At 61.7% G+C, this 11,900-nt stretch carries 11 protein-coding genes and 1 rRNA gene; 10 read left to right on the plus strand and 2 right to left on the minus strand.

Features of this window, described 5'->3' with window-relative positions:
• Positions 1–14 precede the first annotated feature (14 nt).
• The 3 genes from mrcB to PA6_RS12965 are packed head-to-tail and all read left to right on the plus strand — an operon-like array spanning position 15 to position 3,407.
• Positions 15–2,330 carry a penicillin-binding protein 1B gene (gene mrcB / locus PA6_RS12955; protein ID WP_021701381.1) on the plus strand — a complete coding sequence of 772 codons (2,316 nt, stop codon included), beginning with the start codon at positions 15–17 and terminating at the stop codon, positions 2,328–2,330.
• 22 nt (positions 2,331–2,352) lie between these two features.
• On the plus strand, positions 2,353–3,078 hold the full coding sequence (locus PA6_RS12960) for a tetratricopeptide repeat protein (RefSeq protein WP_021701382.1): 726 nt from the start codon (positions 2,353–2,355) through the stop codon (positions 3,076–3,078).
• The gene (locus PA6_RS12965) at positions 3,078–3,407 is read left to right on the plus strand and encodes a YqcC family protein (RefSeq protein ID WP_021701383.1); all 330 of its coding nucleotides are present in this window, start codon (positions 3,078–3,080) and stop codon (positions 3,405–3,407) included. The genes PA6_RS12960 and PA6_RS12965 overlap by 1 nt, the downstream gene beginning before the upstream one ends.
• Before the next feature lie 22 nt (positions 3,408–3,429).
• Here PA6_RS12965 and PA6_RS12970 read toward each other — a convergent pair whose 3' ends face one another.
• On the minus strand, positions 3,430–3,861 hold the full coding sequence (locus tag PA6_RS12970; protein ID WP_021701384.1) for a DUF4124 domain-containing protein: 432 nt from the start codon (positions 3,859–3,861) through the stop codon (positions 3,430–3,432).
• Positions 3,862–4,269: 408 nt separating this feature from the next.
• On the opposite strand from PA6_RS12970, the gene PA6_RS12975 reads away from it, so the two are divergent.
• Both PA6_RS12975 and ilvN read left to right on the plus strand, forming a co-directional pair.
• Positions 4,270–6,000, plus strand: coding sequence for an acetolactate synthase 3 large subunit (locus tag PA6_RS12975; protein WP_043216673.1), 1,731 nt, complete (start codon positions 4,270–4,272; stop codon positions 5,998–6,000).
• Between the two features lie 2 nt (positions 6,001–6,002).
• Positions 6,003–6,494, plus strand: a complete 492-nt coding sequence (gene ilvN, locus PA6_RS12980) for an acetolactate synthase small subunit (protein ID WP_021701386.1) — start codon at positions 6,003–6,005, stop codon at positions 6,492–6,494.
• Between the two features lie 42 nt (positions 6,495–6,536).
• Here ilvN and ilvY read toward each other — a convergent pair whose 3' ends face one another.
• Entirely contained in the window at positions 6,537–7,418 is an 882-nt protein-coding gene (gene ilvY, locus PA6_RS12985; RefSeq protein WP_021701387.1) for an HTH-type transcriptional activator IlvY, read from the minus strand.
• A gap of 125 nt (positions 7,419–7,543) precedes the next feature.
• On the opposite strand from ilvY, the gene ilvC reads away from it, so the two are divergent.
• The 5 genes from ilvC to PA6_RS13010 form a co-directional block, all read left to right on the plus strand.
• Entirely contained in the window at positions 7,544–8,560 is a 1,017-nt protein-coding gene (ilvC, locus tag PA6_RS12990) for a ketol-acid reductoisomerase (protein WP_021701388.1), read from the plus strand.
• Positions 8,561–8,716: 156 nt separating this feature from the next.
• Positions 8,717–9,532: a CDP-diacylglycerol--serine O-phosphatidyltransferase gene (gene pssA, locus PA6_RS12995; RefSeq protein ID WP_021701389.1), complete on the plus strand. Its 816-nt coding sequence runs from the start codon at positions 8,717–8,719 to the stop codon at positions 9,530–9,532.
• Between the two features lie 63 nt (positions 9,533–9,595).
• Positions 9,596–10,597: a protein-methionine-sulfoxide reductase catalytic subunit MsrP gene (msrP, locus tag PA6_RS13000; protein ID WP_021701390.1), complete on the plus strand. Its 1,002-nt coding sequence runs from the start codon at positions 9,596–9,598 to the stop codon at positions 10,595–10,597.
• Positions 10,597–11,193: a protein-methionine-sulfoxide reductase heme-binding subunit MsrQ gene (gene msrQ, locus PA6_RS13005; protein ID WP_021701391.1), complete on the plus strand. Its 597-nt coding sequence runs from the start codon at positions 10,597–10,599 to the stop codon at positions 11,191–11,193. The genes msrP and msrQ overlap by 1 nt, the downstream gene beginning before the upstream one ends.
• Positions 11,194–11,766: 573 nt before the next feature.
• Positions 11,767–11,900 (plus strand): 16S ribosomal RNA (locus tag PA6_RS13010); the annotation flags it as partial.

The raw sequence follows: 11,900 nt of genomic DNA on the forward strand, positions 1-11,900 counted from the left end.
TATAATGCCGCGCCATGACTCGTTCCCGTACCCCTCGCAAAGGCGCCAAGCGCCGCGCCGCCGGCCGTTCCTGGCTGGGCTGGCTGTTCAAACTGGCGCTGGTCGGCCTGGTGCTGCTGGCCGGTTTCGCCGTGTACCTGGATGCCGTGGTGCAGGAGAAGTTCTCCGGCAAGCGCTGGACCGTGCCGGCCAAGGTCTACGCCCGGCCGCTGGAGCTGTTCGTTGGCCAGAAGCTGAGCCGGCAGGACTTCCTCACCGAGCTGGATGCGCTGGGTTATCGCCGCGAAGGCGCGGCCAATGGCCCGGGCGCGGCTGCGGTGAACGGCAACCTGATCGACCTGCACACCCGTGGCTTCCAGTTCTATGAAGGCAACGAGCCGGCCCAGCGGGTGCGGGTGAAGTTTTCCGGTGATTACGTGGCCGCGCTGCTGCAGGGCAACGGCAGCAAGCTGGCGGTGGCGCGTCTGGAGCCGCTACTGATCGGTGGCCTGTACCCGGCGCACCACGAGGATCGCATCCTGATCAAGCTGGATCAGGTACCGCCTTATCTGGTCGAGACGCTGGTGGCCGTCGAAGACCGCGAGTTCTTCAATCACTTCGGCGTATCGCCCAAGGGTATCGCCCGCGCCGTGTGGATCAACGCGACCGCCGGCCAGTTGCGCCAGGGCGGCAGTACCCTGACTCAGCAGCTGGTGAAGAACTTCTACCTGACCAACGAGCGCAGCCTCAGCCGCAAGCTTACCGAGGCGATGATGGCGGTGCTGCTGGAGCTGCACTACGACAAGAAAGAGATTCTCGAGGCCTACCTCAATGAGGTGTTCCTCGGCCAGGACGGCCAGCGCGCCGTGCATGGCTTCGGTCTGGCCAGCCAGTACTTCTTCGGCCAGCCGCTGAATGAGCTCAAGCTCGAGCAGGTCGCGCTGCTGGTCGGCATGGTCAAGGGGCCGACCTACTACAACCCGCGACGCAACCCGGAGCGCGCGCTCGAGCGGCGCAACCTGGTGCTCGACCTGCTGGCCGAACAGGGCGTGGTGACGGCCGAGGTGGCGGCAGCGGCCAAGCAGAAGCCGCTGGGCGTGACCAAGCGTGGCAGCCTGGCCGACAGTTCGTTCCCCGGTTTCCTCGACCTGGTCAAGCGCCAGCTGCGTCAGGATTACCGCGAGGAAGACCTGACCGAGGAAGGCCTGCGCATCTTCACCAGTTTCGACCCTATCCTGCAGCTCAAGGCCGAGTCCGCCATGGGCGAGACCTTCAAGCGCCTGTCCGGTCGCCAGGGGGTAGATGAGGTCGAGGCGGCCATGCTGGTGACCAATCCGGAAACCGGTGAGGTTCAGGCCCTGATCGGCAGTCGCCAGCCGCGCTTCGCCGGCTTCAACCGGGTGCTCGATGCCAACCGCCCCATCGGCTCGCTGATCAAGCCGGCGGTCTACCTCACGGCGCTTGAGCGTCCCAGTCAGTACACCCTGACCAGCTGGCTGGAGGACACGCCGTTCTCGATCAAGGGGCAGGATGGGCAGGTCTGGCGGCCGCAGAATTACGATCGCAAGGCCCACGGCACCATCTACCTGTATCAGGGCCTGGCCAACTCCTACAACCTGTCGACCGCCAAGCTCGGCCTGGAACTGGGCGTGCCCAATGTGCTCAAAACCCTCGAGCGTCTGGGTGTCGAGCGCGACTGGCCGGCTTATCCATCGATGCTGCTGGGCGCCGGTGCTCTGAGTCCGATGGAAGTGGCGACCATGTATCAGACCCTGGCCAATGGTGGCTTCAACACGCCGCTGCGCAGTATCCGCAGTGTGCTGACCGCCGAGGGCGAGCCGCTGAAGCGCTATCCGTTCCAGATTCAGCAGCGGTTCGACCCGGGCGCCATCTACCTGGTGCAGAACGCCATGCAGCGGGTGATGCGCGAAGGCACTGGTCGCTCGGTGTACAGTCAGTTGCCGTCTTCGCTGACGCTGGCCGGCAAGACCGGTACCAGCAACGATTCGCGCGATAGCTGGTTCGCCGGCTTCAGCCAGGATCTGCTGGCGGTTGTGTGGCTGGGACGCGACGATAACGGCAAGACACCGCTGACTGGCGCCACCGGTGCCCTGCAGGTGTGGACCGGCTTCATGAAGAAGGCCGATCCGCTGCCGCTCGACATGCCGATGCCGGACAATGTCACGCCCGCCTGGGTCGACGCCTACAGTGGCCAGGGCTCGGCGGCCGGTTGCCCGAATGCCGTGGAGTTGCCTTACATCCGTGGCAGCGAACCGGCTCCGGGGGCTGCCTGTGGTGCACCGGCGCCACAGGACAATGTAATGGATTGGGTGCGTGGTTGGCTCAACTGAGTCACTTCAAGTGAGGAATCGAATGTCTAAGTGGTTGGTTTCCGTGGCGTTGGCCTCCGCATTCCTGTCTGGCTGTGCCAGCGTGCCGAGGGGCTCCATTCCGGTTCAGGATTCGTCCGGCAGTCTGCTGACTGACGAGCAGGGCGCCTTTGCGCGTCGCAATGGCGGTAGCGCGCCGGTACAGGCGCATGCGCAGGAGCAGAGCCTGCCGCAGGACTCCGGCGTGGTGGTGATGGTCCCGGGAGGCGTCTCTTCCGCCCCGCTGGAAACCTACCCGGATGGCAGCAGCGGGACTCCGGCCACCTATGCGCCGGCACCACTCAGTACCGGTCCGGTCGCCGGAGCCGCGGGTTACCAGGCCCCTGCCGCGCCGAGCATGCCCAGCGGTATTCCGGCTGGCGGCAGCCTGGCGATGGACGAGCAGCTCGATGGTCCGGTGCTGGCGCTGCTCACCAGTGCCCAGCAGCAGCAGAGCAGTGGCGATCTGGATGGCGCATCTTCCAGTCTCGAGCGCGCCCAGCGTATCGCCCCGCGCGAGCCGCAGGTGCTCTATCGTCTGGCCGAGGTCCGTCTGGCCCAGGGCGATGCCGCCCAGGCCGAACAGCTGGCGCGCCGCGGCCTGACCTACGCCAGTGGGCGCCCGGCGCTGCAGGCGGGGCTGTGGGGGCTGATCGCCCAGGCACGCGAGCGTCAGGGCGATCCCGCCGGAGCGGCGCAGGCGCGTGAGCGGGCGCGGGTCAGTCTGTGATGGATGCGCGTTTGCCGGCGCTGGCCGATCAGCTGCTGCTGATCGAGCGTGAATTGCGCGTGCTGGGCATGTGGTCGAACGAGGCGCCCTCGGCCGAGGCGCTGGCCAGCCAGCAACCGTTCTGTGTCGATACCCTGGATTTCGAAGCCTGGCTGCAATGGCTGTTTCTGCCGCGCATGAAACAGTTGCTCGAGATGGCAGGGCCGCTACCGGCTGCGTCGGGCATTCGGCCGATGGCCGAGGAGCGCTACAGGGGGCGAGAGTCGGAAGTGCAGGCGCTGCTGGTGGCGCTGGGTGAGTTCGATCGGTTGATTGGAAGCGCTCGCTGAGCGCTTCGCTGCCGCAGACCGGTTAGTTGCAGTTTTCCTTGATCGATGCCTCGCTCTCCGCGATGCGTTGCTGGCGTTCTTCCTCGGTGAGGCGGCGAGTTTCCCCTTCGATCTCAACGCTAATACGTGGGTTGTTTTTCAGTTGAGCGAGATTGTAGCGGGTGGCCTCGCAGAACTTTTCGCGCTCAGCCTCTTGCTTGGCGACATCTTCCTTAACTTTGTCATCTGCAGCCTTTTGCTTGTCGTCAGTTGCTTTGTCGGCTACTGGCGATTTTGCTGGCAGTGTCTTGGGCTGCGAGATGTTCGGGTTGACCGATGCGGCTTCCTGGCCCTCCGGCGGCTGCGAACCGAAGTGCACATTGCCCTGGGCGTCCACCCACTTGTAAATCTGTCCGGCCGTGGCGCCGGTGCTCAGGGTGAGCAGCACAGAGCACGCGAGAATCATGCGACGCATGTCATTTCCTTTTATCGGCAGCAAAACATGCCCGTTACTATAACCAAAACCGACGAATCTTCATCCTGCGCCATGTCACAAGCCGGCAGCGCGAGAAACTGTGACGTACAACTTGACTTGGTGTTCACTAATCCGAACAATCGTGCCTTCCTGCTGTTGTGAGGTCCGCCGCAAGCGTCCCTCAGCTCAGTGGAAAAAGGCGCTACCCGTGCCGACCCCCGTTACACCCGCAACGCGTTACCTCGCGCTGGGAAGGAAAGGCTCCGCAAGATTGGGCCGTTCCGCTACTCGTCAGGCAGACCTCTGCTCTATCCGCGACCACAGTCGTGCTCGTCCGCTGACCGGTAAGACCTACTCAAAGGACCACTCGTTGTCGGGTGGTGATCTGGCGTTATAGAGGTGAACAACGTGGAGCTTTTATCCGGCGCTGAAATGGTCGTCCGCTCGCTGCGTGACGAAGGCGTTAAGTATATCTATGGGTACCCGGGCGGTGCCCTCCTGCACATCTACGATGCCCTGTTCAAAGAGCCGGAAGTGACGCACATCCTGGTTCGTCACGAGCAGGCTGCCACTCACATGGCTGACGGCTACGCCCGTGCCACCGGCAAGGCCGGTGTGGTGCTGGTGACGTCCGGCCCGGGGGCGACCAATGCCATTACCGGTATTGCCACCGCCTACATGGATTCCATTCCGATGGTGGTGCTGTCCGGCCAGGTGCCGAGCCGCATGGTGGGCACCGATGCCTTCCAGGAAACCGACATGGTCGGTATCTCGCGCCCCATCGTGAAACACAGCTTCATCATCAAGCATCCTTCGGAAATCCCCGAAGTGATGAAAAAGGCGTTCTACATCGCCCAGTCCGGTCGTCCGGGTCCGGTGGTCGTGGATATTCCCAAGGACATGACCAACCCGGCCGAGAAGTACGAGTACAGCTACCCGAAGAAGGCCAAGCTGCGTTCCTACAACCCGGCGACCCGTGGTCACTCCGGGCAGATCCGCAAGGCCGTGGAGATGATTCTCGCCGCCAAGCGTCCGATCCTCTATTCCGGTGGCGGCGTGATCATGGGCAACGCCTCGGCGCAGCTCACCGAGCTGGCCAAGCTGCTCAATCTGCCGGTGACCAACACCCTGATGGGCCTCGGCGCCTTCCCGGGCGGCGATCGCCAGTTCGTCGGCATGCTCGGCATGCACGGCAGCTACACCGCCAACCTGGCCATGCACCACTCCGATGTGATCCTGGCCGTCGGCGCGCGCTTCGATGACCGCGTGATCAACGGCGAGACGGCGGCCAAGTTCTGCCCGAATGCCAAGGTCATCCACATCGACATCGACCCGGCCTCGATCTCCAAGACCGTCAAGGCCGATATCCCGATCGTCGGGCCAGTCGACAGCGTGCTGACCGAGATGGTCGCCATCCTCAAGGAAATGGGCGAGACCCCGAACAAGGACACCGTCGCCAGCTGGTGGAAGCAGATCGACGAGTGGCGTGGCGAGGGTCGCCTGTTCCCCTACAACGAGGGCGACGGCAGCATCATCAAGCCGCAGACCGTGATCGAAACCCTGTGGGAAGTGACCAAGGGCGATGCCTTCGTCAGCTCCGACGTCGGCCAGCACCAGATGTTCGCGGCGCAGTACTACCGCTTCAACAAGCCCAATCGCTGGATCAACTCCGGCGGCCTGGGCACCATGGGCTTCGGTCTGCCGGCGGCGATGGGTGTCAAGCTGAACTTCCCGGACGATGACGTGGCCTGCGTCACCGGTGAAGGCAGCATCCAGATGAACATCCAGGAGCTGTCGACCTGCCTGCAGTACGACCTGCCGGTGAAGATCATCAACCTGAACAACGGTGCCCTCGGCATGGTCCGCCAGTGGCAGGACATGCAGTACAACAGCCGTTACTCGCACTCCTACATGGAGTCGCTGCCGGACTTCGTCAAGCTGGCCGAGTCCTATGGTCACGTGGGCATGCGCATCACCGACCTGAAGGATCTCAAGCCGAAGATGGAAGAGGCCTTCGCCATGAAGAACCGTCTGGTGTTCCTCGACATCGCCGTGGATACCAGCGAGCACGTGTACCCGATGCAGATTCGCGAAGGTGCCATGCGTGACATGTGGCTGAGCAAGACGGAGCGGACCTGACCATGCGCCATATCATCTCCCTGTTGCTGGAAAACGAGCCTGGCGCCCTGTCGCGCGTAGTCGGCCTGTTCTCCCAGCGCAACTACAACATCGAAAGCCTGACTGTGGCGCCGACCGAGGACCCGACTCTGTCGCGTCTGACGCTGACCACCGTCGGTCAAGATGACGTGATCGAGCAGATCACCAAGAACCTCAACAAGCTGATCGAAGTGGTCAAGCTGGTGAACCTGTCGGAGAGCGCGCATATCGAACGCGAGCTGATGCTGGTGAAGGTCAAGGCCACCGGCGCCCAGCGCGCCGAGGTCAAGCGCACCACCGACATCTTCCGCGGGCAGATCGTCGACGTGACCAGCAGCGTCTACACCATCCAGCTGGCCGGTACCAGCGACAAGCTGGACAGCTTCATCCAGGCCATCGGCACCGCGTCGATTCTGGAGACGGTGCGTAGTGGTGTGACCGGTATCGCGCGTGGCGACAAGGTGCTGAGCATCTGATCGACGTGTTGCAGAACAAGCCCCGCCTGGTGCGGGGCTTTTTTATGTCTGGCGATTCCAGAAGGCGGCGATCAGCGGGTCCTTGAGGCGCCTGTGCAGGGCGAACAGGCCGATGTCATAGGCGGTGAGTGGAGGCTGAATATCGTATAGACGGATGCGCGCGGTCAGCGGGCTGTTGTCCAGGACGATCTGCGGCACCACGCCGATGCCGAATCCCAGGCTCACCATGCTGACGATGGCCTCGTTGCCGCTGACCTGGGCATAGATGCGCGGCTTGATGTTGTGGCTCTTCAGCCAGCGGTCGGTGCGCGTGCGGGCCAGGCCTTCTTCCGAGAGGATCAGCGGCACGTCCTTCCAGCTTTCGGCGCTGGGCTGTCTGAGCTGCTCTTCGCTCAGCAGTTGCGGCGATTGTGGGCCGATAAAGCGCAGCTCGGAGCGGGCGATGGGTTGGAACGCGACGTCGGCCGGCAGGCTGTCCGGGCGCGCGCCGATGGCGAGGTCTTCCAGTTCCTGCTGTACACGTTCGACCGCCTTGGCCGGGTCGCCGGTGTGCAGCTTCATCTCGATGCGCGGATAGTTCTGCCGGAAGCTGCTGAGGATGTCGTATAGGAAGCTGTAGCTGGCCGTGACGGAGCAGTACAGGGAGAGTTCGCCGTGCAGGACCTGTTGGTCCTGTTTGAACGTCTGGCGGATGGCCTGCCAGCCGTTCATCACGTCCTGGGCGTACTGGCGAAACTGCTGGCCTTCGCGGGTCAGGCGCACCGAGCGGTTGTCGCGCAGAAAGAGCGGGGCGCCCAGTTCGTCTTCGAGTTGCTTGATGCTGCGGCTGAGTGCCGAGGGGCTGACATGCTGCTCGCGGCTGGTCTTGCCGAAGTGCAGGTTGTCTGCCAGGGAGAGAAAAAGCCGGAGTGCCTGGCTGTCCATGTTCGTTTCATATATCGGCATGTAGTGTTGCAAATATATCATTTTACGCAATGGTGCGGATCGCTTAAGGTGCTTTCGTAGCGGTGCAGCGCACCCACCCCATTCGATTCACAAGAGCCAAGACCATGAAAGTTTATTACGACAAAGACTGCGACCTCTCCATCATCCAGGGCAAGAAAGTCGCCGTGATCGGCTACGGCTCCCAGGGCCACGCCCAGGCGTGCAACCTGAAAGACTCCGGTGTCGACGTCACCATCGGCCTGCGCAAGGGCTCCGCTACCGTCGCCAAGGCCGAAGCTCATGGTCTGAAAGTCACCGACGTGGCCACCGCTGTCGCCAATGCCGACCTGGTCATGATCCTCACCCCGGACGAGTTCCAGGGCCGCCTGTACAAGGAAGAGATCGAGCCGAACATCAAGAAGGGCGCCACCCTGGCCTTCTCCCACGGCTTCTCCATTCACTACAACCAGGTCGTTCCGCGTGCCGACCTCGACGTGATCATGATCGCGCCGAAGGCCCCAGGTCACACCGTGCGTTCCGAGTTCGTCAAAGGCGGCGGTATCCCTGACCTGATCGCTGTGTACCAGGACGCTTCTGGCAACGCCAAGAACGTCGCCCTGTCCTACGCCGCGGGCGTTGGCGGTGGCCGTACCGGCATCATCGAAACCACTTTCAAGGACGAGACCGAAACCGACCTGTTCGGTGAGCAGGCCGTTCTGTGCGGCGGTTGCGTCGAGCTGGTCAAGGCCGGTTTCGATACTCTGGTCGAAGCCGGTTACGCGCCGGAAATGGCCTACTTCGAGTGCCTGCACGAGCTGAAGCTGATCGTCGACCTGATGTTCGAAGGCGGCATCGCCAACATGAACTACTCGATCTCCAACAACGCCGAGTACGGCGAGTACGTGACCGGTCCGGAAGTGATCAACGCCGAATCCCGTCAGGCCATGCGTAACGCTCTGAAGCGCATCCAGGACGGCGAATACGCCAAGATGTTCATCGCCGAAGGCGCGGCCAACTACCCGTCGATGACCGCCTACCGCCGCAACAATGCCGCTCACGGCATCGAAGTTGTAGGCGAGAAGCTGCGCGCCATGATGCCGTGGATCGCTGCCAACAAGATCGTCGACAAGGCCAAGAACTAAGGCCTGTCGATACGCTTGAAGAAACGCGGCCTTGGCCGCGTTTTTTTATGCGCGAGTGGGCTTCTGGTATAAAGCCCACTCGTAAACCGTGCCGCCCGCGAACCAGTGTCGGCGGCGCTGGTCGAAGTCCCATCCAATTGCTGCAAGGTGTTGTTCATGAACGAACGTCCCGAGGATTCTGCCAAGGGCTCCGAATCGGAAAGCCTGTTGCCCATCGATGAACACGTGGAGGAGGGGCAGGATGCCGAGGGCCGCAAGGTTCGTCACCGCGGTATCTATCTGCTGCCCAACCTGTTCACCACAGCAGCGCTGTTTTCCGGCTTCTACGCCATCATCAATGGCATGAACGGTCAGTTCGACCATGCCGCCATCGCCATCTTCGTCGCCATGGTGCTCGATGGTCTCGACGGTCGCGTGGCGCGCCTGACCAACACGCAAAGCGCCTTCGGCGCCGAATACGACTCGCTGTCGGACATGGTGGCCTTCGGTGTGGCGCCGGCGCTGGTGGCGTTCGAATGGGCGCTGGGCAGTCTGGGTAAGGTCGGCTGGATGGTCGCCTTCATCTATGTGGCGGGCGCGGCGCTGCGTCTGGCTCGTTTCAATACCATGGTTGGTAAGGCCGACAAACGCTACTTCATTGGTCTGGCCAGTCCGGCGGCCGCTGCGGTGGTTGCGGGAACCGTGTGGGCCTTCAGTGACTTCGGCATCAAGGGCTCCAACATGGCCTTCGTGGTTGCGCTGCTGGTGGCCGCGGCCGGCTGCCTGATGGTCAGCAACATCAAGTACCACAGCTTCAAGGATCTGGACCTCAAGGGGCGCGTGCCTTTCGTGGCCATCCTGATCGTGGTGCTGGTGTTCGCCGTGGTCTTCAGTGATCCGCCTCGTATCCTGCTGCTGATCTTCCTTGCCTATGCAGCCTCCGGCCCGGTTCAATATTTGTTGCAACTGCGTCGTCGCAAAGCGGCCGAATGATGTAATTTCCGCGCGGCTCCGCAGTCTACTGGCCTATTCGACGCCCAGGCTGTGGAGCCCACCATGCTGATCAAGTCTCCTTCTGCATCCGCCGCGCGCGAGTGCGATGTCACCCCGGAATCTGTCTATCTCTCCCGTCGTCGTTTCATGGCTGGCGCTGCCGGTGCTCTGGCGCTGGGAAGCCTGCCTGTGCGCGCTGACAATGAGCGCTATGCCGGGGTAGAGCCGGGTAGCCCGCCGGGCTGGCTGGCCGACAAGTTGTCGCAAGTGCAATGGCAGAGCGTGACGCCTGGGCAGGAGGCACTGACGCCTTACAAGGATGTCACTAGCTACAACAATTTCTATGAATTCGGGACCAGCAAGGGAGATCCCGCCCGTTACGCCGGCAAGTTGGAAGTCGAGCCCTGGACGGTGCTGGTCGATGGTGAGGTGGCCAAGCCTGGACCTGTCGCGCTGGAGCGGCTCGTGCAACCGCATCGCCTGGAAGAGCGCATCTATCGTCTGCGCTGTGTCGAAGCCTGGTCCATGGTCATTCCCTGGCTGGGTTTTCCGCTGGCGGAGTTGCTCAAGCGCGCGGAGCCGACCGGCAATGCCAGGTATGTCCGCTTCGAAAGCCGTCTGGCGCCCGAACAGATGGCGGGCGTGCGCTCTGGCTTCTCCCTGATCGATTGGCCTTATGTCGAAGGCTTGCGCCTCGATGAGGCCATGCATCCGCTGGCATTCATGGCGGTAGGGCTTTATGGGCGTGAGCTGCCCAATCAGAACGGTGCGCCGTTACGTCTGGTCGTGCCGTGGAAGTACGGTTTCAAGAGCATCAAATCCATCGTGCGTATCAGCTTGGTGGCCGGGCGGCCGCGAACCACATGGGAGAGCCTGGCGTCGGATGAGTACGGCTTCTTCGCCAACGTCAATCCGCAGGTGGATCATCCGCGCTGGAGTCAGGCGACCGAGCGGCGGCTGCCTAATAGTCTGTTCAGTCCGAACGTGATCGATACCCGCCTGTTCAACGGCTATGACGAAGTGGCGTCGCTCTACAGTGGGCTCGATCTGCGGAAGTATTACTGATGCGTTATCCCCTCTGGCGCGGTCTGGTATTCGTTGCTGCTCTGCTGTTCCCTTTGTACTGGCTCTATGAAGGGCTGCAGCACATGACAGGCCCTGATCCCGGCAAGGTGCTGGTCGATAACCTGGGACAGGGCGCGCTCATACTGCTGCTTATTACGTTATGCATGACCCCGCTGCGCCGGCTCACCGGCTGGGGCGGCTGGTTGGCTGTGCGGCGGCAACTGGGGTTGTGGTGCTTTGCCTATGCGCTGCTGCACTTCTGCGGTTACCTGCTGTTTATTCTCGGGCTGCGTTTCGATCGGCTGTGGGTGGATGTCAGTGAGCGGCCCTACATCATCGTGGGGGTGTTGTCCTTCGTAGCGCTACTGGCGCTGGCGCTGACCTCAAACCGTTACAGTCAGCGTCGGCTTGGCGTGCGCTGGCGCCAGTTGCACCGGGTGGTCTACTTCATCCTTGTCCTGGCATTGCTGCACATGCTCTGGGTGGTGCGCTCCGATATAGGTGAGTGGCTGCTTTATGCAGTGGCAGGCGCGCTTCTTTTATTGTCCCGTGTGCCGCGGGTGGCGGAAGGTTTGTCGGCTGTCCGCGCACGATGACAGAAATGTTGCAGAAAGCAGTTGACGGCCCGTTCAGGGGCCTTATAATGCGCGCCTCTTCCGGTGCAGTCATATCGGAAAACTCCTTGAAAATCAAAGAGTTGAACGAAATAAAAGATTGCATCGGCGGCGGATTCAGTTAGAATACGCCGGGCTGACAGGGTGGTGGTTTGGCTCTGTCGGTGCTTCGATTCTCTGGAGTCGAAAGCGCGAGAAAGAGGTGGTTGACAGCGGTTTTGAACGCTGTAGAATGCGCCTCCCGCAGATGAGATCGGAAGCGATGTCGGAAGCGCAAGCGGTTGAGAAGAAACGAAAAATTCTTCAAAAACAGCTTGACGGATTGAAAGGCTGCTGTAGAATGCGCGGCCTCGGCCTCGGCCTCGGCCTCGGTTGAGGTGAAAGACTTAATCGAAACGCTCTTTAACAACTGAATCAAGCAATTCGTGTGGGTGCTTGTGGAGTAAGACTGATAGTCGCCTGATTATCAGCAGCACAAGTAACACTCGTGAATTCGAGAGTTTATTTGCGATTGCTGAGCCAAGTTTAGGGTTTTCTCAAAACCCAAGCAGTATTGAACTGAAGAGTTTGATCATGGCTCAGATTGAACGCTGGCGGCAGGCCTAACATATGCAAGTCGAGCGGATGAGTGGAGCTTGCTCCATGATTCAGCGGCGACGGGTGAGTAATGCCTAGGAATCTGCCTGGTA

Source organism: Aquipseudomonas alcaligenes NBRC 14159, from assembly GCF_000467105.1.
Taxonomy (GTDB): domain Bacteria; phylum Pseudomonadota; class Gammaproteobacteria; order Pseudomonadales; family Pseudomonadaceae; genus Aquipseudomonas; species Aquipseudomonas alcaligenes.